This window comes from Variovorax sp. H27-G14 (assembly GCF_046156345.1).
Taxonomy (GTDB): Bacteria; Pseudomonadota; Gammaproteobacteria; order Burkholderiales; family Burkholderiaceae_C; genus Variovorax.
The window spans coordinates 159442-179967 of the sequence record NZ_JAYLVN010000002.1; the positions used below are offsets into that span (position 1 = coordinate 159442).

A 20526-nucleotide genomic window follows, 5' to 3' on the forward strand; every position below is an offset into this window, starting at 1 on the left:
AAAGGACGGGAGTACAGCGGGCGGCGGGCCAGTTTACGGCCGCCCGGCATGGCTTATTTCCTACTGGATGTAGGGAAGCACGCTCACCGGCCGTGCGGCGACTTCGCGTAGGCTCGCTTCATCCGCAAATCGACCATCCGCAGCCGTGCCGCTTTCCACTTTTCTCGTTGAAGACAACCCCCACATTCGCCACTACCTCATTGCCGCAATGGAGGACGAAGTCGACGTTCATCTCATAGGCACCGCCACCACCGAGGCGGAAGCGGTGGCCTGGCTGGACGACAACCCCGGGGCGTGGGACCTGCTTGTGGTCGACCTGTTTCTGCAAGAGGGCTCGGGCCTGGGCATCGTCAAGCGCTGCGGCAAGTGCCGCCCCGGCCAGCGCGTGGTGGTGCTCACCAACTACGCCACCGGCGACATTGCCGACTGGGCACGCGAGCTGGGCGCGGACGCCGTGTTCGACAAGGCCGCCGAACTCGATGGCTTCTTCGCTTTGTGCGCCCGGCTGGAGACCGAGGCCCGCACCGCTGGCGACGAGCCTCTGACGGCGGTGGCGCCATGAGCACGCCCGCCGCCAACTCCGCTGGCCCTGCCGGCCCTGACGCTTCCACCGCGCCTGCCGCTTCCGTTGCAGACGTGTTGCGCCCGCTGCGCAACGCCACACAGGCGCTTCACGAGGCGCTCGACAGCCGGTTGCCCATTGCCCGCGCGCAGGCCACGCTGGCCGACTACGCCGCCCACCTGCGCGCGCTGCGCCCCTGGCTGGAGTCGGTGAGCGGCGCGCTGGCCGCGTCCGGCGACCCGGGCCTGGAGCGCGTGGCGCGGCGCACGCAGCAGCGCCTGGCCGCGCTCGCGCTCGACCTGGAAGACGCCGGCGCGGCACCGGTCGGGGAGGGCGCGCCGCCTGTTCCTGCCGACGGCCTGCCCGAGCCGTTGATGGACGCCACCCGAGACCCCTCCTTCGCTTGGGGCCTGGCCTACGTGCTCGAAGGCTCGCAGCTCGGCGGCGCGGCCATGTCCAAGCGCCTCGGTCCGCGTCTCGCGCCGCACCCGATGCGCTACTTTCAGCCGGTCGACGCCACCGAAAGCCTGGCCGCGCAGTGGAAGGACTTCGTGGCCCAGCTTGCCGCCGCGCTGCACAGCCCGGCCGCCATGGAGGCGGCCCAACGCGGCGCTGTAGCAGGCTTTCAAACCCTGATGCCGCGCTTCGGCCTTCATGCCGACCTGACCGACCTCGCCGGCCCGACGACCGACCCGCGCGCTTCCCGCGACGCCGATTGACCATGTCCACCGTGCCCCTCATGGAATCCCGCGCCCTGGAGCCCGTGCCGGTCGACCTGTCGTCCTGCGACCTGGAGCCGATTCGCGTGCCGGGCTCGATCCAGCCGCACGGCCGCCTGCTGGTGCTGCAACCCGACTCGCTGGCGCTGGTCGCCTGGAGCGAGAACTGGCCCGACGCCCAGTTGGCCGCCGCGCAGCACACGCTCAAAGGCCTGTCGTTGCCCGCACTGCAGCCCGGTGCGTCGCCGGTCTCTCTGGGTGCCGTGCGCGTGGGCGACGCGCATTTCGACGTGTCCGCCAACCGCAGCGAGCGCCACCTGATCGTGGAGTTCGAGGCGGCCCTGCCCAGCGCCGGCAACGAGGCGCCCATCTATTCGCTCACGCGTGTGTTCCTGCCGCAGCTGCATCAGGCCGACACCATCGCCGGGCTCGCGGCCCTGGCCGCGCGCGAGATGAAGCGGCTCACCGGCTTCGGCCGCTGCCTGGTCTACCGCTTCGATGAAGCCGGCCACGGCCAGGTGCTGGCCGAGCAGGCCGACCCGGGCTACGACAGCTACCAAAACCATCACTTTCCGGCGACCGACATTCCGCAGCAGGCGCGCGCGCTGTACCTCGTCAACCACTTCCGCCTGATTGCCGACGCCAACTACCAGCCGGTGCGCCTGCTTGCACACGATGCGTCGCTCACCGCGGCCGACATCGACCTGTCGCAGGCACAACTGCGCAGCGTGTCGCCCATTCACCTGGAGTACATGCGCAACATGGGCACGCTGTCGTCCATGTCGGTGTCGATCGTGGTCGAGGGCAAGCTCTGGGGCCTGGTGTCGTGCCACGACCATGGGCCGCGCTTTCTGGACACCGCCACTCGCCTGGCGTGCGAGCACCTGGGCCAGCTGCTGTCGCTGCAGATCCAGTCGAAGGAAAGCAACGGCGAGGTGGCCGAGCGGCTGGAGCTGCGCCAGCTCACGCTGCAGATTGTTTCGCACCTGGGCGAGAGCGACGCCACCCTGCAGCACCTGGTGGCCGAGCCCTCTCTCATGCTGCGCGTGATGCGCGCCACCGGCGTTGCCGTGGTGCTGGACGACGAGGTCTGGAGCATCGGCGACGTGCCCGAGCGCACGCAGGTGCAGGCGCTTGCGGGCTGGATCGCCGGGCTGGGCACCGAGGTGTACGAGAGCGACTCGCTCGCCACGCACTTTGCGCCCGCCGAGGCGTTTCACGGCACGGCGGCCGGCGTGCTGGCCATTTCCATTTCGCAGGTGCACCGCCACCTCATTCTTTGGTTTCGCCCGGAAATCGTGCGCACCGTGCGCTGGGCGGGCGACCCGCGCAAGCCGGTGAGCACCGACGGTGGCCGCATTCATCCGCGCCTGAGCTTCGCCAGCTGGGTGGAGAACATTCGCGGCCATTCGCGGCGCTGGTCGGGCGCGGAAGTGGGCGCGGCGCTGGAGCTGCGCCAGGCGCTCATTGGCGTGGTGCTGCGCCGGGCCGAAGAGCTGGCCGCGGTGGCCACCGAGCTGGGCCGCGTCAACAAGGAGCTGGAGGCGTTCTCGTACACCGTGTCGCACGACCTGCGCGCGCCCATGCGCCACATCTCGGGCTATGTCGATCTGGTGATGCAGACCGAAGGCCAGCAGATCAGCGACCGGGCGCGCCGCTACCTGGGCAACGTGAAAGACGCGGCCGCGTTCGCGGGGCAGATGGTCGACGCGCTGCTCGACTTTTCTCGCATGGGCCGCTCCGCGCTCAAGCAGCGCCCGGTCGACACCGCCTCGCTGGTCGATGGCCTGGTGCGCGAGCTGAGGCGGGTGGAGCCGCAGCGCGCCATCGAATGGCAGATCGACCCCGCGCTGCCCTCGCTGCATGCCGACCCGCTGCTGCTGCAGGTGGCGCTGCGCAACCTGCTGGCCAATGCGGTCAAGTATTCGCGCACGCGCAGCCCCTCGCGCATTGCGGTGCGCGCCATTCGCGGCGAGCTGGAAGGCGCGCCGGCCGAGGGCATTGAGGTGGAAGACAACGGCGTGGGCTTTCAGATGAAGTACGCCGACAAGCTGTTCGGCGTGTTCCAGCGCCTGCACCAGGCCGAAGATTTCGAAGGCACGGGCATTGGCCTGGCCAGTGTGAAACGGATCGTGGAGCGCCACGGCGGCACGGTCCACGCCCAGGGAGAGGTGGACGCTGGCGCGCGCTTCGGTTTCCTCCTGCCGCATGGGGACCCTGAAAAGGCAGACGCAGCCGCTCCGGCTGCCAACGGAGAAGGACATGCTTAAGCCGATCCTGCTGGTCGAAGACGACAAGCGCGACCTCGAACTCACCCTCATTGCGCTGGAGCGCAGCCAGCTCGCCAACGACGTGGTGGTACTGCGCGACGGCGCCCAGGCGCTCGAATACCTGCGCCGCAACGGCGAGCACGCCGATCGCGCCGAAGGCAACCCGGCGGTCATCCTGCTGGACCTGAAGCTGCCCAAGGTCACCGGCCTGGAAGTGCTGAAGGAAGTGCGCGGCGACCCGGTGCTGCGCAGCATTCCGGTGGTAATGCTCACGTCGTCGCAGGAAGAAACCGACGTGCTGCGCAGCTACGAGCTGGGCGTGAACGCCTATGTGGTCAAGCCGGTGGCGTTCGACCGCTTCGTGGCGGCCATTGCCGACCTGGGTGTGTTCTGGGCGGTGCTGAACGAGCCGCCACCCGGCTCGCTGAAGGCCGCGCGCAAACTTGAATGACCGGCATGAATGACCCGCTCGACGTGCTGATCCTCGAAGACTCGCGCTTCGACGTCGAGCTGCTGACCCATGCGCTGGCGCAGGCCTTGCCGTCGGTGCGAACGCGGGTGGTGCGCGACGAGCCGGGCTTTGTGGGGGCGCTGGCGGAGCAGGCCTACGCGCTCATCCTGTCCGACTACGAGCTGCCGGGTTTCTCGGGCGCGCATGCGCTGGAGCTGGCGCGGCACATGGCGCCGCACACGCCTTTCATTTTTGTGTCGGGCGTGATCGGGGAAGACAACGCGGTGGAGTTGCTCAAGAGCGGCGCCACCGACTACGTGAGCAAGGGCCGCCTGGCGCGCCTGCCCGTGGTGGTGGGGCGCGCCCTGACAGAGGCGGCCGACCGCCGCGCCAAGAGCCTGGTCGAGCGCGAGCTCAGCGTGGCCCAGGCCGCCATGGCGCAAGCCGAGGCCCGCCGCCTGTCGTTGATGGAGCTGGGCGACCGCATCCGCGACATGGACGACCCGGGCGACATCGCCTATGCCGCCTCCGAGCTGCTGGGGCAGCGGCTGAACGTCGACCGCGCCGGCTACGGCCTGGTGGACACCGCGGCCGAGACCGTCGCCATCGAGCGCGACTGGACGGCACCTGGCGTGACCAGCCTGGCCGGGCAGCTGCACTTTCGCGACTACGGCTCCTACATCGAAGACCTGCGCCGCGGCGTGACCGTGGCCTTCGAAAACGCCCATGAAGACCCGCGCACGCGCGACACCGCCCATGCGCTGGACGCCATTTCCGCGCGCGCCGTGGTCAACATGCCGCTCACCGATGGCGGCGGGCTGGTCGGGCTGCTCTACCTCAACCATGGCCAGGTACGGCCCTGGTCGCGCGACGAGCTCGACTTTGTGCGCGAGGTGGGCGACCGCGTGCGCTCGGCCATCTCGCGGCGCGAGGCGCAGATGCAACTGCAGGCCTTGGCCGCGTCGCTGGAGCACCAGGTGCGCGAGCGCACGCACGAGCGCGACCGCACCTGGGCGCTGAGCCAGGACTTGCTGGGCGTGGCCAACCACGAGGGCTACTTCATCGCCGTGAACCCGGCCTGGGAAAAGCTGCTGGGCTGGAGCCCCGACGAGATCCGCGCCATGCCCTTCATCGACCTGCTGCACCCCGACGACCGCCGCGGCACAGAGGTCGAACTGGCCCGCCTTTCAGGCGGCGCGCGCACCACCGGCTTCGAGAACCGCTACCGCACCAAGGCCGGCGACTACCGCTGGCTCTCCTGGACGGCGGTGCCCGACAACGGCTTTCTGTATGCCGTCGCGCGCGACATCAGTGAGCAGAAAGAGCGTGCCGCCGAACTCGACGCCGCGCGCGAGCAACTGCGCCAGAGCCAGAAGCTCGAAGCCGTGGGCCAGCTCACGGGCGGCCTGGCGCATGACTTCAACAACCTGCTGGCCGCCATCAGCGGCAGCCTGGAACTGATGCGGCGGCGCGGCATTGAAGGCAAGCCCGCCGACATGGAGCGCTATGTGGGCGTGGCGCAAGGCGCGGTGAAGCGCGCCGCGGCGCTCACGCACCGGCTGCTGGCCTTCTCGCGCCGCCAGACGCTGGAGCCCAAGTCGGTCAACGCCAACCGGCTCGTCACCGACATGGAAGAGCTGGTGCGCCGCACGCTGGGCCCGCACATCACGCTGGAAACAGTGGCCGCCGTGGGGCTGTGGAACGTGCATGCCGACCCCGGCCAGCTGGAGAACGCGCTGCTCAACCTGTGCATCAACGGCCGCGACGCCATGCCCGAGGGCGGCAAGCTGGTGGTGGAAACCGCCAACCGCTGGATAGACGCGCGCACTGCGCGCGAGCGCGACCTGCCCATGGGGCAGTACGTGTCGCTCACCGTCAGCGACAACGGCGTGGGCATGCCCAGCGAGGTGGTGGCGCGCGCCTTCGACCCCTTCTTCACCACCAAGCCCATCGGCATGGGCACCGGCCTGGGCCTGTCGATGATCTACGGCTTTGCCAAGCAGTCGGGCGGGCAGGTGCGCATCTATTCCGAGGTGGGCGCGGGCACTTCGGTGAGCATCTACCTGCCGCGCCACGACATGCAGGAAGACACCGCCAGCCCGCCAGCGGAAGCACCGCAGGCCCCGCGCGCCGACCAGGGCGACACCGTGCTGGTGGTGGACGACGAGCCTGCGCTGCGCATGATCATCGTGGAGGTGATGCAGGGCCTGGGCTACGCCACGCTGGAGGCCGGCGACGGCGCCGAGGCGCTGCGCATCCTGCAGGCGCCGCGCCAGCGCATCGACCTGCTGGTGAGCGACGTGGGCCTGCCCGGCGGCATGAACGGGCGTCAGGTGGCCGACGCCGCGCGCACCGCGCGACCCGGCCTCAAGGTGCTGTTCATCACCGGCTATGCGGAGAACGCCGTGCTCAGCCACGGCCACCTCGACCCCGGCATGCATGTGATGACCAAGCCCTTCGAGATGGACGTGCTGGCGCGCCGGGTGAAGCAGCTCATCGAGAGCCGGTAGGCCCGCAAGCCTTTGGGCCGACAGGGGCGCCGCTTTCAGCGCCGCGCCTTCCTTCGGTTCAGCGCGCGGTGATGGGCTCCAGCCCCGTCTTCGCAATGGTCGGCGCGGCGGCCGGCGAGTTCAGGTAGCGAATGAGCTCGCGCGCGGCCTCCGGCTGCTTTGACGCGCTGGCGATGCCGGCGGAAAACACCGTCACGCGCTGCACCTCGGCCGGCAGCGGGCCGATGTAGTCGACGCCCGCCACCGGCAGCAGCTCGCTCACCTGCTGCAGGCCCAGCGCCGCGTCGCCCCGCGCCACCACGGTGCCCACGCGCTCGCTCAGGATGCGCTTGCTCTTGGGCAGCACCTGCGCCTCGATGCCCAGCGTTTTCAGCAGCTCGGTCTCATAGTAGGTGCCGCTGGCGCTGGCCGAGTAGGCGATCGACGGTGCCGCGATCAGCGTGCGCTTGAGCGCGTCGACCGTGCCGATGTCGGGCCGGGGCGCGCCCTTGCGCACCGCGAAGCCGATGGCAGAGCGCACCAGGTCGACCTGGCTGCCCGGCACCACCTTGCCCTGCGCCACCAGCGCGTCGAGCGCGGGCCGCGCCAGGATCACCACGTCGGCCGGCTCGTTGCGCGAGAGTCGGCTGGGAATCGAGTCGCTGGCGTTGCCCATCGAGGCGCCGTAGGCCGTCTTCACGGTGCGCCCGCTGCTGCGTTCGAACGCGGGGCGCAGGTCGTTGTAGGCGGCGGTGAAGCCGCCGGAGGTCATGACGTGGATGTCGGCTGTGGTGGTGGCGGTGTCGTTCTTCGCGGTGCCGAGGCCGCCGCAGCCCGCGAGCGCGAGGGCGGCGATGAGGGGAAGGGCGGCGCGGCGCGTGAGGGCGAGAAGGGGCGTGGTGTGCTTCATGGGCGTGTCTCCGGGGGGCTTCTTGGAAGAGCCCATCGTAGAAGCCACGGCTGTCATTCCGCCGTCAGTCGAATTGGTGTTTGACCTTATCTCGACCGCTTGTCCCGCCGCTTCTGGGTGCTGTGCATCGCGTATTCAGCACCGGAGTGATTTGATTGATTAATTAGTTGGATTCAGCAAATCGGGTAATGAATAAAAAATCGCCATCCCCAAATTGCCAGCAGCATGAAAAATATCCACAGCGTGTAGTGAATTCTTTTTTGCCGGATCGATTTCGTTATTCCTGTTGCCAAAAAAGGAATCAGCAAAAACAAATAACCGCTTCTGAGATCGATGCCATCGTCAATTGGCAGTCCGCAAAAAGTCAGGCCTTCTGCGCTTGCGCTCGGCTCGTCCAGCATCCACTCGAATTTGTTCGCCGGGATGATGAGTATGAGCCCTGCCCAACACAGGGCGTATAGCGACGCCGCAGGCGCACCGAGTTTTTTCATCTTCAAATTATTCAAAAGAATGCTCACCACTGGAAGACGTCCCAAGTGGTTAATTTTGAATAGATTGAATTATCTGGCGCACCAAATTCCCTGCCACGCATATGTTGCTCCCTGTTTGAAGGGGCATCATAAGGGGAGGGTCGGCATTCTGTCATTGCGCCATTGGACTATTTGACGTTTGCCAAAGCATGTTATTTTTTGAGCATCAATAGGAATAAAAATATCAATTGATGCTGAATCAGGCGTCATCCGCCTGCATGGCCCTGCACCGGGCCAAGCAGGCTTGATCGCTCGGCGTCGACTCAGACTTCCGTCACGAACTGGTCACGCGGCCGGCGGACCTTGGTGAGGTTGACCAGCCAGTCTTCGTCCGCCACGCGGTAGCCCACCGGCAGGATGGCGACGCTGCGCAGGCCGCGCGCACGCAGGCCCAGAATGTCGTCGAGCGCCGCGGGGTCGAAGCCCTCCATGGGGGTGCTGTCCACTTCTTCGTGCGCCGCTGCAATCAGTGCGGCGGTGAGCCCGATGTAGGCCTGGCGGGCCGCGTGCGCAAAGTTGACTTCGCTGTCGCGCTGCGGATAGCTGCCGAGCAGCATGGCGCGGTAGTTTTCCCAGCCTTCGTTCTTTGTGCCGCGCACGGTGTTGGTCAGGTCGAACATGTGGTTGATGCGCTCGGCCGTGTAGTCGTCCCAGGCGGCGAAGACGAGCAGGTGCGAGCAATCGACGACCTGGCCCTGGTTCCACGCGATGGGCTTGATGCGTTCGCGAACGGCCGGGTCGGTCACCACGAAGATCTCGAACGGCTGAAGGCCGCTGGACGTCGGCGCCAGGCGGGCAGCCTCGAGGATGCGCTCCAGCTTTTCCTTGGGCACCTTGCGCGTTGCGTCCATTTTCTTGGTCGCATAGCGCCACTGCAGGGTGTCGAGCAGCTTGGCTGCAGTCGGTTCGTCGGTGGCGGGTTGAGCGGATGAGTTGGACATGGATCGTTCGGTTGAATTGAAGGTCGCGCGCGCACGTTGCGCCCCCCCGGAATTTTCATGGCCTTCGCGCGGGGCGCTGTGCGCGCCGAAGCGTTACTCGGTTTCCGCGGTGGAAACAATCGGGGGCCGGGCCGGTGCCTGATCGGAACGCCGGTGCGCAGGCCGTTCGGAAGTAAAGACGCCGCGCTTTACCCCTTGTTTACCGACGCGCAACGCGCCCTGCAGCCCGCGCGCCTCAAATGCACGCTGGCCCGGTGCGGCCAATTTCCCGAAAGACCCAGCATGATGAAACGACCCCTGCAAAGGTTCGCGCTCGCCGCGGCATTGCTTGCCGTGAGTGGCCACGGTTTTGCGCAATTCGGTGGTGGTGGAGGTGGTGGTGCCGGAGGCATGGGAGGCGGCCGGCGCGGCGCGCGGCCCGACACCTCGGCAGGCCCGCGCGACAACCTCACCACCCCGGCCACCGCAGCCGGCAAGGTGCGCGACAAGCTCTACGACCTGCGGCTGCAACTGATGATCGAGCCCGCGCAGGCACCGCTGTGGGACCGCTTCTCCGACGCGGTGTGGAACACCGTGGGCCCCGGCGGCATGGGCAGCGCGCCGCCGGCGGACGACCAGACCGCGGTGCAGTTCGCGCAGCAGCGCGCCATGCAGGCGCAAGACCGCGCCCGGCGCGCGCAGGCCGTCAGCGACGCGCTGCAGGCCCTGTACGCCGCGCTGACGCCCGAGCAGCGCCACATTGCCGACCAGAACCTGCCGGCCGTCATTCCCTGAAGGCAGGGCCGAGGCGAAGTCAGCTCGCCAGGTCGAAGCAGCAGCCTGCGTAGTAGGGCTTGTCCCCGCCCGCGACGAATGGCACCTCGATGGGCTTGCCCTCGTTGCGCCACACGTCGCGCTTCTTGTAGCCGCTGCGCGCCAGGTCGGCCAGCAGCTCGTCGTGGTGCTGGATGCGGTACGGGCACACGGCCACGCCGATGCTGTTGAGCGTGAAGATCGTGCGCTCCGGGTGCACGGCCGTGGTGTTCATGACGATGCGTTTGGGCTTGGTGGGCAGCGCGGAAAGAATCGCGTCCATGCGAACCGGCAGGTACTGCAGGCTGCCCGACGCATACAGCACGTCGCACCCGCTGGCGTCGCGGTAATCGGTGGTGAAGTCCAGCTGCGCTGTGGCCTCGCGCTTGATGGCCATGGCCCGGCCGCTCTCCACCACGCCGGGCACGTCGCACACCGTCCAGTGCAGGGTGTCGGGGTAGCTCAGCACGCGCCGGAAGGCGTAGTACTTGATGCCCACATGCCCGCCCAGGTCGAAGATGCGGGTCAGCCCCGCGTCGATGGAGCGGCCCAGCCAGAACAGCCCCGGGTAGTCGTAGAAATAGATCTGCGGGCTGTACAGCTCGCCCGCGTCGGCGTTGGCGTAGCCCACGGCCTTGGACGGCGGCGCGCCGGCCTCGGCCGCCGCGAAGCTGTCGAACGAGCCCATGAACAGGTTCTCGTCGGTGTTGGCCAGAAACTTGCGCCGGTAGGCGCTTTCGCGGGGCGGAAACTGCAGCAGGCTTGTCAGCATGGGTGACTCCGGTGGCGCTCAGATTTTGATCGCAACCAAAGTAGTCAAGACGTAAAACCATGTGCTGTGGGGGCGGTTACCCCCTACGGGTTACATACCGCTGCTGGCCAGCGCCGCGGCCGCCGCCCGCGTTTCGACCCCCAGCTTTTCGAAGATGTGCTCCAGGTGCTTGTTCACCGTGCGCGGGCTGGTGCCCAGAATCTCGCCGATGTCGCGGTTGGTCTTGCCCTTGGCGAGCCAGGAGAGCACCTCGGTCTCGCGCGGCGTGAGGGCGGCGTCGGCCAGGCGCGTTGCAGATGCGCCGCCCTGGCCCCCTGGGCCACCAGAGCCGTCCCGCTGGATCGCGAACAGCAGCATCGTTTCCCCCAGCGCCGCCGCGCCCAGGTTGCGCACCGACAGCCGCATGCCCGTCGCGGTGCCGATGGCAATGGACGCGCCCGGTGCCAGCACCGGCGCCAGCGAGGCGGGCAGCAGCCCCGGCGCCACCGGGTCTTCGAGCGCATGCAGCCACAGCGCGGCCTGCGGTGAGCGCCATGCAATGCGCGCGCGCGTGTCGACGAACACCACGCCCATGCCGGCCACGTCCACCGCGTCGCGCGCCATGCGCGTGATGCGGGCGTTGCGCGCATGCGTGTGCAGCCGCGCCAGCACCTCCTGCGCGCGAATGGGCTTCACCACGTAGTCGACACCGCCGCACTCGAAGCCCTCCACCACATGCGCGGTTTCCGACAGCCCCGTCATGAACAGCACCGGAATGTGCGCGAGCGCCGGGTTGGCCTTGATGCGCCGGCAGGTCTCGAAACCCGAGAGGCCGGGCATCAGGCCGTCGAGCAATATCGCGTCGGGCACCACCAGCTCCAGGCGCTGCAGCGCGGCCTCGCCGTCGGCCGCCACCAGCACGGTGTAGCCGCTGGCCTCCAGCGTGTCGCACAGCATGCCCAGGCTGCTGGGGGCGTCGTCGACCACCAGCACCACGGGACGTTCCGATTCCGGGCGGTCCGACCCCGGGCGCTCTGGTTCCGGGCGGTCTGGTTCGAGGAGTTGGGGCTCAAGGGGCGAGGGTGTCTGCATCTTCTGCCAGTGCGTTGCGAAGGTTGTCGAGTTCAAAGCGCGTGACCATGCCGCGCAGCCAGGTGCAGGTGGCCGCCGCCGGGGGCGACGTGGCGGCCAGCCGGTCGAGCGCGGTGTGCAGGCCGCGCACATGGCCCATCTGCACCAGGCGCATCAGCTCGGCGCGGTCGTCCTCCGACAGCGCGAGCTGGGGCGGCCGTGGCGGTGCATCTTCATCGGCGGTGCCGGGCGCCATCGCGTCGGCCTCGCTGAACCATTCGAGCCCAAGGTGCCGCTCTAGCGTGGCAATGAGCACCGACTCGATCACCGGCTTGCCCACAAAGGCCTGGCAGCCCGCGGCGTGCAGCCGCTCGGTCTGGTTCTCGAACATGTTGGCCGAGACGATGATGATCGGAATGTCCTTGAAGCCAGAGGCGCGCACTGAAGTTGCCGTTTGCCAGCCGTCCATGTCGTCCATCGTCAGGTCGAGCAGGATGGCCGAGGGCAGTTCTTCGCGCAGGCTGTCCAGGCACTCGGTGCCGCTGGCGGCTTCGCGCACGTCGAAGCCCAGCGGCATCAGCATGCCGGCCAGCATCTGGCGCTGCACGGGCTGGTCGTCGACCACCAGCAGCGTGCGCCGCGCGCCCAGGTAGCCCGACACCGGCTGGCGCAGCGCGCCGCCCTTGGCCAGCGGGCCAGGGTCGGCCACCGCGCGCAGGTACACGCGCACGCTGAAGGTGCTGCCCTGCGAAGAGGTCGATGCCAGCTTCAGCTCGCCGCCCATCAATGACGTCAGCAGCCCGGTGATGGTCAGGCCCAGCCCCGTGCCCGGCTCGCCACGCCGGCGGCCCGCGGCCCCGCGCTCGAAGGGCAGAAAGATGCGCTGATGGTCCTGCGGCGCCACGCCGATGCCGGTGTCGACCACGTCGAAGCGCAGCACCTCGCGCCGCGCATCCACATGCAGCGTGACGGTGCCGCTGTCGGTGAAGCGCACCGCGTTGGTCAGCAGGTTGATGAGCACCTGGCGCAGCCACTTGGCATCGGCATGCACCCACGGCGGCAGGCGGCCTGCATGCGTGTAGACGAAGGCCAGGCCCTTGTTCTCTGCCTGCGGCCGCACCATGTGCACCAGCTGGTCCAGAAAGGCGGGCAGCGCGAGCGGCGCGGGCTCCAGCTGCAGCCGCCCGGCCTCGATGCGCGCCAGGTCGAGCAGCCCGTCGATCAGCCCCAGCATGTGCTCGCCGCTGCGGTGAATGGTCTGAACCGCCTCGCGCGGCGGCGAGGCCGCATCGCCCTTCAGCAAGATCTGCGAGTAACCCAGGATGCTGTTGAGCGGCGTGCGCAGCTCGTGCGTCATGCCGGCCACGTAGCGGGTCTTGGCCTGGTTGGCGGCCTCGGCGGCTTCCTTGGCGGTTTGCAGGGCGGCGTCGGTGCGGCGGTGGGCTTCTATTTCAAGCGCCAGCAGGTTGTTGTGGCGGTTCGATTCTTCCTGCGCCATCTGGCGGCTCTCGCTGCCCAGCACCACCCACCACGCGGCAACAGCAGCCACCACCGACAGCAGCGCGAACACCTTCAAGAAGGCCGTGGCCATCACCGCGTCGCTGGTGCCCGCCAGCGCCTCCTGCGCGTAAACCACGCCCACCACCGTGGCCAGCAGCGAGATGAGCGAGGCCGCCACCAGCAGGTAGTGCGCCACGCGAAAGTTGAGCCGCGCCGACAGCGCCGGCGGCAGCATCGCCTGCAGCCAGCCGCTCATTTGCTCGGCCGCGCGCGAGTTGGTCTTGCAGCGGTCGTGGCAGCGTGATTCGAGCGTGCAGCACAGCGAGCAGATGGGTGCGCTGTAGGCCGGGCAGTGCGCCATGTCTTCCGACTCGAAGCTGTTGTCGCACACCGAGCACTTCACGCTCTCGCCCGGCGCCCAGCGGTCGATGTCGGTGCGCGCCAGGTAGTAGCGCCCGCGCGTGCGCCAGGCCAGCAGCGGCGACACGGCCATGGCCGTCACCAGCGCGATGAAGGGCGAGAAGGCCTTGGCCCATTGCCCCAGCGCACCCGAATAGGCCAGCATGGCCAGGGCCGCCGCCACCAGCATCGCCACCAGGCCGACCGGGTTGATGTCGTACAGGTGCGCGCGCTTGAACTCGATGGTCTTGGGGCTCCAGCCCAGCGGCTTGTTGATGACCAGGTCGGCCACCAGCGCACCCACCCAGGCAATGGCGATGTTGCTGTACACGCCCAGCACATGCTCCAGCGCCGCGAACACGCCCAGCGCCATCAGCAGGATGGCAATGACCACGTTGAACACCAGCCACACCACACGCCCCGGGTGGCTGTGCGTGAGCCGCGCAAAAAAGTTGGACCACGCGAGCGAGCCGGCATAGGCGTTGGTGAGGTTGATCTTCATCTGCGACACCACCACGAACAGCACCGTGATGCCCAGCACCCAGGCCGGGTCGTGCAGCACATAAGAAAAACCCGTGAGGTACATCTGCGTGGGCTCGACCGCATGGTTGGCCGGTATCTCGTGCTGCAGCGCCAGAAAGGCCAGGAACGCGCCGCCCATCATCTTCAGCATGCCCGGCACGATCCACCCCGGCCCGGCGATGAGCACCGCGGCCCACCAGCGGGTGCGGTTGGCAGCGGTTTTCTCGGGCAAAAAGCGCAGGTAGTCGACCTGCTCGCCGATCTGCACCACCAGCGAGAAGGCCACCGTGGCGGCGGCCCCGAACATGAGCGGGTCGAAGCCGCTGCTGTCCGACGTGCGGCCCACCAGGCTGGTGAAGTCGGCATACAGCTCGGGCTTTTTCACCAGCACCGCGATGAAAGGGCAGACGAACAGCACGATCCAGATCGGCTGCGTCCACAGCTGCAGGCCCGAGATGAGCGTGATGCCGCGCGCCACCAGCGGAATGATGACGATCGACGACACCATGTACAGCAGCCACAGCGGCCAGTCCAGGTACATCTGCAGCGCCAGCGCCAGGATGGCCGCCTCCAGCGCGAAGAAGATGAAGGTGAAGCTCGCATACACCAGCGACGTGAGCGTGGAGCCCAGGTAGCCGAAGCCCGCGCCGCGCGTGAGCAGGTCCATGTCCACACCGTGGCGGGCCGCGTAGTACGAGATGGGCAGGCCGGTGAGAAAGGTGATGAGCCCCACCACCAGGATGGCCCACAGCGCGTTCGAAAAACCGTAGCTCAGCGCAATGGCGCCGCCAATGGCCTCCAGCGCCAGGAACGACGTGGCGCCGAAGGCCGCGTTGGCCACGCGGAACTCCGACCACTTGCGAAAGCTGCGCGGCGTGTAGCGCAGCGCGTAGTCCTCCAGCGTTTTGTTCGCGACCCAGGCGTTGTAGTCGCGGCGGATGCGAAAGATCTTCTGTCCGGAGACGGAGGTCATGGTGGGTTCTCGCGGCGGCGGTGGCATGGGCGGGTACTGCAAGAAGCGCTCCGTGCGTGTTCTTCGTGCTGCACGAGGCCGGTTGGCTTGCCCCTTGTCTGGCTTGTCGTCTGGTCCGTTGTCTTGCCCGCGAGTCTGGGGGGAGGGCGCGTGCGCGCCGCTACGTTGAATGACGTATTCGCGCCGAGGCGGGTGATTTCTAAAGTACCAGCCATGGTGCTCGCGGCACCGTCCGATGCACTTCGATGGTGCGCGGCACACCCCTTCCTGCTCACCCTTTCTTGCCTCGCTTTCTTCAACCTGCTGGAGTTTCCTGATGTCGCGTGATTCCGATCTTTCTCTCGATGCCCTGGCCATGCGCCGCCGCCGCTTGCTGCAGGGCGCCGCCGCGCTGCCCGTGATGGGCCTGAGCGGCCTGAGCTTCGGCCAGGGGCAGTTCCCCACTGCCAAGGTCAACACCACCAAGCTCGCGGTGACCGACACCGAGGTCACGGTGGGGCAACTGCATTCGTCCACCGGCACCATGGCCATTTCGGAGACCGGCTCCATTCAGGCCGAGCAGCTCGCCATCGACCAGATCAACGCCATGGGCGGCATCCTGGGCCGCAAGATCAAGGTCATCAAGGAAGACGGCGCCTCCGACTGGCCCACCTTCGCCGAGAAGTCGAAGAAGCTGCTGGTCAACGACCACTGCGCCGCGGTGTTCGGCTGCTGGACCAGCGCCTCGCGCAAGGCCGTGCTGCCGGTGTTCGAGAAAGAGAACGGCCTCTTGTACTACCCCACCTTCTACGAAGGCCTGGAGCAGAGCAAGAACGTGATGTACACCGGGCAAGAGGCCACGCAGCAGATCATCTGGGGCCTGGACTGGGGCGCGAAGGAGAAGAAGGCCAAGACCTTCTTCCTGGTGGGCTCCGACTACATCTGGCCGCGCACGTCGATGAAGATCGCGCGCAAGCACATCGAGAACTTCCAGAAGGGTTCCGTGAAGGGCGAGGAGTACTACCCGCTGGGCCACACCAACTTCAACTCGCTGATCAACAAGATCAAGGTGGCCAAGCCCGACTGCATCTTTGCGGCGGTGGTGGGCGGATCGAACGTGGCCTTCTACAAGCAGCTGAAGGCCGCGGGCATCACCGGCGACAAGCAGTTCTTGCTGACGCTGGCCGTGACCGAAGACGAAATGACCGGCGTGGGCGGCGAGAACTTCGCGGGTTTCTATTCGTCGATGAAGTACTTCCAGTCGCTGGACAACGAGAACAACAAGAAGTTTGTGGCGGCCTTCAAGGCGAAGTACGGCAAGGACGCGGTGATCGGCGACGTGACGCAGGCGGGGTATCTGGGGCCTTGGCTGTGGAAGGCTGCCGTGGAGAAGGCGGGCAGCTTCGACGTGGACAAGGTGGTGGCGAGCTCGCCGGGCATCGAGCTGAAGACGGCGCCTGAAGGCTACGTGAAGCTGGACGCGAACCACCATCTGTGGAGCAAGGCGCGCATCGGGCAGGGGCAGCCGGATGGCACGTTCAAGGTGGTGGCGGAGTCGGCGGAGTTGATCAAGCCGGATCCGTTTCCGAAGGGCTACCAGTAAGCAGGCCGTCGGCCCTCACCCCAACCCTCTCCCGCAAGCGGGAGAGGGAGCAACTCCAACACTCCGGACTTCCCGCCATGACTCTGTCGGACATGATGAACATCGGCCTCATGCAGGGCTTCGCGGGGCTGAGCCTCTTCGCGGTGCTGCTGCTCATGGGCCTGGGCCTGGCGATCATCTTCGGCCAGATGGGCGTCATCAACATGGCGCATGGCGAGTTCATGACCATCGGCGCCTATTCGATCTACCTGGCCGCACGCGTCACCGAAAGCCTGGCGCCGGCGTTCATGCCGTACTACTTTCCGATCGCCATCGGCCTGGCCTTCGTGTTCGCCTTCATCGTCGGCTGGATCGTGGAGTGGCTGCTGATTCGCCACCTCTACAAACGCCCGCTCGACACGCTGCTCGCCACTTGGGGCGTGAGCCTGGGGCTGCAGCAGATGTTCCGCACCTTCATCGGCCCGAAAGAAGTGAGCCCCACGCTGCCCGAGTGGCTCATGGGCTCGTGGACGCCGCATGAAGGCCTGGACATTCCGATCAACGGCATGTTCGTGCTGGTGCTCACCGCGCTGGTCACCGGCAGCGTGCTCATTGCGCTGCACAAGAGCCGCTGGGGCCTGCGCGTGCGCGCCACCGTCGCCAACCGCACCATGGCCAACGCCACCGGCATCGACACCCAGAAGACCGACCGCCTGACATTCGCCATCGGCTGCGGCATTGCCGGCATGGCGGGCGCGGCCTTCACCACCATCGGCTCCACCGGGCCGACCTCGGGCTCGCTCTACATCGTCGACGCCTTCCTGGTCGTCACCTTCGGCGGCGCGGCCAGCCTGCTGGGCACGGTGGTCTCGGCCTTCGGCATTGCGCAGACGCAATCGATCTCGGAGTTCTTCATGACCGGCTCGATGGCCAAGGTGCTAACGCTGTCGCTGATCGTGCTCATTCTGATGATGCGGCCGCAGGGCCTGTTCGCCGTGAAGGTCCGCCGCTGATGAACCCGATTCCTTTCTGGAGAACGTTCCGATGAATTTCATCAAGGCCTCTGTCTTGCGCTACCAGCTGGGCAGCCTCTTGCTGCTGGTGCTGCTGCTCGCGGTGGTGTTGCCGCTGTCGCTCGACATCTTTCGCCTCAACCTCGTGGGCAAGTACCTCACCTACGCCTTCGTGGCCGTGGGGCTGGTGATGGTGTGGGGCTACGGCGGCGTGCTGAGCCTGGGGCAGGGCGTGTTCTTCGGCATCGGCGGCTATGCGATGGCGATGTTTCTGAAGCTCGAAGCCTCCGACCCGATCACCACAAAGATCCAGTCCACGCCCGGCATTCCGGACTTCATGGACTGGAACCAGATCACCGAGTTGCCCGCGCTGTGGCTGCCGTTCAAGAGCCTGCCGCTGAGCCTGGCGCTGGTGGTGCTGGCGCCGATGGCGCTGGCCTGGCTGGTGAGCTTCGCGATGTTCAAGCGCCGCGTGGGCGGCGTGTATTTCGCGATCATCACGCAGGCCGTCGCGCTTATCTGCACCGTGCTCATCATCGGCCAGCAGGGCTACACGGGCGGCGTGAACGGCATGACCGACCTGAAGACCATGCTGGGCTGGGACACCCGCACCGACAGCGCCAAGTACATCCTGTACTACGTGTGCGTGGGCTTGCTGGTGCTCAGCATTCTGCTGTGCCGCTGGGTGCAGACCAGCAAGCTGGGCACGCTGCTGCTGGCCATGCGCGACAAGGAAGACCGGGTGCGGTTCTCGGGCTACGACGTGTCCAACTTCAAGGTGTTCACCTTCTGCCTGGCGGCCGGGCTCTCGGGCATTGGTGGCGCGATGTTCGCGCTGCAGGTGGGCTTCATGTCGCCGAGCTTCGTGGGCATCGTGCCCTCCATCGAAATGGTGATCTTCTGCGCGGTCGGCGGGCGCATGAGCCTGGTGGGCGCGGTGTACGGCGCGTTGCTGGTCAACGCGGGCAAGACGCTGTTCTCCGAGAGCTTTCCGGACCTGTGGCTGTTCTTGATGGCGGGCCTGTTCATCGGCGTGACCATGGCCTTTCCGATGGGGTTGGCGGGCGTGTGGGAGGAAAAGATCCGCCCATGGTGGAAGTTGCGCCGGCAGGCATTGCGTGAAGCGGCCGTCAAGCCGCCGGCAACCACCGTAGCCACATGCCCCGTTGCACCGACCACCTCGTCACCCGAAGCCACGCTGCCAGAAGGCGTCGGCAGCCAGCGCGCCTGAACCTGGAGCACCTTCAAATGAGCAACACAGACTTTGCGCTGGCGGTGGAAGACCTCACCGTGTCCTTCGACGGTTTCAAGGCCATCGACGACCTGACGCTGTACATCGACAAGAACGAGCTGCGCGTGATCATCGGCCCCAACGGCGCGGGCAAGACCACGTTGCTGGACCTGATCTGCGGCAAGACCAAGGCCAGCGCCGGCAGCATCAAGTTCAAGAACACCGAGCTCACCAAGATGGCGGAGCACAAGCGGGTGCGTCTGGGCATCGGCCGCAAGTTTCAGACGCCGTCGATCTACGAGAACCTGAGCGTGTTCCAGAACCTGGAGGTGTCTTTTCCCAAGGGCCGTTCGGTGTTCGGTGCGCTGGCGTTCAAGTGCGACGACGAGGTCAAGGCCAAGGTGCAAGCCATTGCGCAGGAGATTGGCCTGGCGGACCGGTTGGACACGGAGGCCGGTCTGCTGAGCCATGGGCAGAAGCAGTGGCTGGAGATTGGCATGTTGTTGATGCAGGAGCCGGAGCTGTTGATGCTCGACGAACCCATTGCCGGCATGAGTGCGCGCGAGCGGGAGCTGACGGCCGATTTGCTGAAACGCATTTGTCAGAACCGGGCGGTGATCGTCATCGAGCACGACATGGCGTTCGTGAAGCAGATTGCGCACAAGGTCACTGTCATGCATCAGGGAAAGATCCTCGCTGAAGGTCCTATGGAGAAGGTACAGGCGGATCCCAGAGTCATCGACGTTTATCTGGGGCACTGAATGACTTCTTGTCTTTGGTTTTTTGACGCTGGAAGTCATTCAGGGCGCGCCCACGCCGACGGGGTGCCTTGCTCCGCGAATGTCCCCCGCTTCGCTCCTCCTTTATTTCGCTGCGCAAGGCACCCCATCGGCGTGTGCGTGTTCAGAGCTCTGGTTCATCGGCGAGCACTCAGAGCGTGCCCTGGTGCACAGGGCGTCGGGTACTCCCCGCAGCGAAATAAAGGAGGAGCGAAGCGGGGGACATTCGCGGAGGGGAGTACCCGGCGGCCTGTGCACGCGCCCCGAACAAAAGCACCCCGAACCGCAGCACCCAGAAGCCCCGAACCCAAGCAAACCGAGTCAACAACATGAGCAACGTCATGCTGAAGGTAGAAAACCTGCACGTAGCCTACGGACAGAGCGAGGCCCTGCATGGCCTGTCGTTCGAAGGCCACGCCAACGAAACCATTGCCATCATGGGACGCAACGGCATGGGCAAGACCACGCTGTTCAAAAGCCTCATGGGCATTCTTCCGTTGAAGAGCGGGCGCATCGACGTGGCCGGGCAAGACGTGTCGCGCGACGAGAGCTTCCGCCGCGTGGCCAAGGGCATCGCCTACGTGCCACAAGGCCGAATGATCTTTCCGACATTGACCGTTGAAGAGAACATTCAGACCGGCCTGGAAAACTCCAAGACCCGCCGCATCCCCGAAGAAATTTACGCCCTGTTCCCCGTGCTGTGGGACATGAAAAGCCGCAAAGGCGGCAACCTCTCCGGCGGCCAACAACAGCAGCTGGCCATTGCACGCGCCCTCGTCACCGACCCCAAGGTTCTGCTGCTCGACGAACCCACCGAAGGCATTCAGCCTTCCATCATCAAAGACATCGCCAAGGCGCTCAACGAAATCCGCAAGCTGCGCGGCATCACCATCGTCGTGTCCGAACAAGTGCTCAGCTTTGCGATGGACGTGGCCGACCGGCTCTTCGTCATCGAAGGCGGACGGCTCGTGCACGAGACCGCACGCGACAAGACCGATGTGGACCACATCAAGGCCTACCTCTCCGTTTGATCCACCGTTTCACCACCACCACCACCATCAC

At 66.6% G+C, this 20526-nt stretch carries 17 protein-coding genes; 11 read left to right on the forward strand and 6 right to left on the reverse strand.

Going from position 1 to position 20526, the window contains the following annotated elements:
* The first annotated feature begins 145 nt into the window (after positions 1–145).
* The 5 genes from VLK31_RS06240 to VLK31_RS06260 are packed head-to-tail and all read left to right on the forward strand — an operon-like array spanning position 146 to position 6512.
* Positions 146–562 carry a response regulator gene (locus VLK31_RS06240; RefSeq protein ID WP_409167520.1) on the forward strand — a complete coding sequence of 139 codons (417 nt, stop codon included), beginning with the start codon at positions 146–148 and terminating at the stop codon, positions 560–562.
* Positions 559–1281, forward strand: a complete 723-nt coding sequence (locus tag VLK31_RS06245; RefSeq protein WP_409167521.1) for a biliverdin-producing heme oxygenase — start codon at positions 559–561, stop codon at positions 1279–1281. The genes VLK31_RS06240 and VLK31_RS06245 overlap by 4 nt, the downstream gene beginning before the upstream one ends.
* A gap of 2 nt (positions 1282–1283) precedes the next feature.
* Positions 1284–3551, forward strand: coding sequence for an ATP-binding protein (locus VLK31_RS06250; RefSeq protein WP_409167522.1), 2268 nt, complete (start codon positions 1284–1286; stop codon positions 3549–3551).
* Positions 3544–4002, forward strand: a complete 459-nt coding sequence (locus tag VLK31_RS06255; protein ID WP_409167523.1) for a response regulator — start codon at positions 3544–3546, stop codon at positions 4000–4002. Before VLK31_RS06250 ends, VLK31_RS06255 begins: the two co-directional genes overlap by 8 nt.
* Before the next feature lie 5 nt (positions 4003–4007).
* The gene (locus tag VLK31_RS06260; RefSeq protein WP_409167524.1) at positions 4008–6512 is read left to right on the forward strand and encodes a response regulator; all 2505 of its coding nucleotides are present in this window, start codon (positions 4008–4010) and stop codon (positions 6510–6512) included.
* A 58-nt stretch (positions 6513–6570) separates the two neighbouring features.
* Here VLK31_RS06260 and VLK31_RS06265 read toward each other — a convergent pair whose 3' ends face one another.
* The 3 genes from VLK31_RS06265 to VLK31_RS06275 form a co-directional block, all read right to left on the reverse strand.
* Complete coding sequence (locus VLK31_RS06265; RefSeq protein ID WP_409167525.1) at positions 6571–7401, reverse strand: substrate-binding domain-containing protein; 831 nt, start codon at positions 7399–7401, stop codon at positions 6571–6573.
* A gap of 173 nt (positions 7402–7574) precedes the next feature.
* The gene (locus VLK31_RS06270) at positions 7575–7892 is read right to left on the reverse strand and encodes a DUF2645 family protein (protein WP_409167526.1); all 318 of its coding nucleotides are present in this window, start codon (positions 7890–7892) and stop codon (positions 7575–7577) included.
* A 302-nt stretch (positions 7893–8194) separates the two neighbouring features.
* A complete protein-coding gene (locus tag VLK31_RS06275; RefSeq protein WP_409167527.1) occupies positions 8195–8872 on the reverse strand; it encodes an NAD(P)H-dependent oxidoreductase in 678 nt (225 codons plus the stop codon).
* A 282-nt stretch (positions 8873–9154) separates the two neighbouring features.
* Between VLK31_RS06275 and VLK31_RS06280 the strand changes: the two genes are divergently transcribed.
* Positions 9155–9646, forward strand: a complete 492-nt coding sequence (locus VLK31_RS06280; protein ID WP_409167528.1) for a Spy/CpxP family protein refolding chaperone — start codon at positions 9155–9157, stop codon at positions 9644–9646.
* A gap of 19 nt (positions 9647–9665) precedes the next feature.
* Here the strand turns inward: VLK31_RS06280 and VLK31_RS06285 are convergent, their stop codons facing one another.
* The 3 genes from VLK31_RS06285 to VLK31_RS06295 all read right to left on the reverse strand — a co-directional run bounded on the left by VLK31_RS06285 (position 9666) and on the right by VLK31_RS06295 (position 14880).
* Positions 9666–10436, reverse strand: a complete 771-nt coding sequence (locus VLK31_RS06285) for a TIGR04325 family methyltransferase (protein WP_409167529.1) — start codon at positions 10434–10436, stop codon at positions 9666–9668.
* Positions 10437–10526: 90 nt separating this feature from the next.
* Positions 10527–11372: a response regulator gene (locus tag VLK31_RS06290; RefSeq protein WP_409168030.1), complete on the reverse strand. Its 846-nt coding sequence runs from the start codon at positions 11370–11372 to the stop codon at positions 10527–10529.
* Positions 11373–11484: 112 nt separating this feature from the next.
* Complete coding sequence (locus VLK31_RS06295; protein ID WP_409167530.1) at positions 11485–14880, reverse strand: ATP-binding protein; 3396 nt, start codon at positions 14878–14880, stop codon at positions 11485–11487.
* A gap of 316 nt (positions 14881–15196) precedes the next feature.
* On the opposite strand from VLK31_RS06295, the gene urtA reads away from it, so the two are divergent.
* From urtA to urtE, 5 genes are all read left to right on the forward strand, one after another.
* Positions 15197–16462 carry an urea ABC transporter substrate-binding protein gene (gene urtA / locus VLK31_RS06300; RefSeq protein WP_409167531.1) on the forward strand — a complete coding sequence of 422 codons (1266 nt, stop codon included), beginning with the start codon at positions 15197–15199 and terminating at the stop codon, positions 16460–16462.
* A 77-nt stretch (positions 16463–16539) separates the two neighbouring features.
* Positions 16540–17454: an urea ABC transporter permease subunit UrtB gene (gene urtB / locus VLK31_RS06305; RefSeq protein WP_409167532.1), complete on the forward strand. Its 915-nt coding sequence runs from the start codon at positions 16540–16542 to the stop codon at positions 17452–17454.
* Between the two features lie 31 nt (positions 17455–17485).
* The gene (gene urtC / locus VLK31_RS06310; protein ID WP_409167533.1) at positions 17486–18685 is read left to right on the forward strand and encodes an urea ABC transporter permease subunit UrtC; all 1200 of its coding nucleotides are present in this window, start codon (positions 17486–17488) and stop codon (positions 18683–18685) included.
* A gap of 17 nt (positions 18686–18702) precedes the next feature.
* Complete coding sequence (urtD, locus tag VLK31_RS06315) at positions 18703–19446, forward strand: urea ABC transporter ATP-binding protein UrtD (protein ID WP_409167534.1); 744 nt, start codon at positions 18703–18705, stop codon at positions 19444–19446.
* Between the two features lie 359 nt (positions 19447–19805).
* The gene (urtE, locus tag VLK31_RS06320) at positions 19806–20495 is read left to right on the forward strand and encodes an urea ABC transporter ATP-binding subunit UrtE (RefSeq protein ID WP_409168031.1); all 690 of its coding nucleotides are present in this window, start codon (positions 19806–19808) and stop codon (positions 20493–20495) included.
* Positions 20496–20526 lie beyond the last annotated feature (31 nt).

What these genes read in the sequence shown, in the direction of transcription:
- urtB (WP_409167532.1), top strand. Translation starts at nt 16,540, where the DNA reads ATGACTCTGTCGGACATGATGAACATCGGCCTCATGCAGGGCTTCGCG.
- urtD (WP_409167534.1), top strand. Translation starts at nt 18,703, where the DNA reads ATGAGCAACACAGACTTTGCGCTGGCGGTGGAAGACCTCACCGTGTCC.
- VLK31_RS06265 (WP_409167525.1), bottom strand. Translation starts at nt 7,401, where the DNA reads ATGAAGCACACCACGCCCCTTCTCGCCCTCACGCGCCGCGCCGCCCTT.
- VLK31_RS06255 (WP_409167523.1), top strand. Translation starts at nt 3,544, where the DNA reads ATGCTTAAGCCGATCCTGCTGGTCGAAGACGACAAGCGCGACCTCGAA.
- VLK31_RS06275 (WP_409167527.1), bottom strand. Translation starts at nt 8,872, where the DNA reads ATGTCCAACTCATCCGCTCAACCCGCCACCGACGAACCGACTGCAGCC.
- urtA (WP_409167531.1), top strand. Translation starts at nt 15,197, where the DNA reads ATGTCGCGTGATTCCGATCTTTCTCTCGATGCCCTGGCCATGCGCCGC.
- VLK31_RS06280 (WP_409167528.1), top strand. Translation starts at nt 9,155, where the DNA reads ATGATGAAACGACCCCTGCAAAGGTTCGCGCTCGCCGCGGCATTGCTT.
- urtE (WP_409168031.1), top strand. Translation starts at nt 19,806, where the DNA reads ATGCTGAAGGTAGAAAACCTGCACGTAGCCTACGGACAGAGCGAGGCC.
- VLK31_RS06285 (WP_409167529.1), bottom strand. Translation starts at nt 10,436, where the DNA reads ATGCTGACAAGCCTGCTGCAGTTTCCGCCCCGCGAAAGCGCCTACCGG.
- VLK31_RS06295 (WP_409167530.1), bottom strand. Translation starts at nt 14,880, where the DNA reads ATGACCTCCGTCTCCGGACAGAAGATCTTTCGCATCCGCCGCGACTAC.
- VLK31_RS06290 (WP_409168030.1), bottom strand. Translation starts at nt 11,372, where the DNA reads ATGCTGTGCGACACGCTGGAGGCCAGCGGCTACACCGTGCTGGTGGCG.
- VLK31_RS06245 (WP_409167521.1), top strand. Translation starts at nt 559, where the DNA reads ATGAGCACGCCCGCCGCCAACTCCGCTGGCCCTGCCGGCCCTGACGCT.
- VLK31_RS06260 (WP_409167524.1), top strand. Translation starts at nt 4,008, where the DNA reads ATGAATGACCCGCTCGACGTGCTGATCCTCGAAGACTCGCGCTTCGAC.
- urtC (WP_409167533.1), top strand. Translation starts at nt 17,486, where the DNA reads ATGAATTTCATCAAGGCCTCTGTCTTGCGCTACCAGCTGGGCAGCCTC.
- VLK31_RS06270 (WP_409167526.1), bottom strand. Translation starts at nt 7,892, where the DNA reads ATGAAAAAACTCGGTGCGCCTGCGGCGTCGCTATACGCCCTGTGTTGG.
- VLK31_RS06250 (WP_409167522.1), top strand. Translation starts at nt 1,284, where the DNA reads ATGTCCACCGTGCCCCTCATGGAATCCCGCGCCCTGGAGCCCGTGCCG.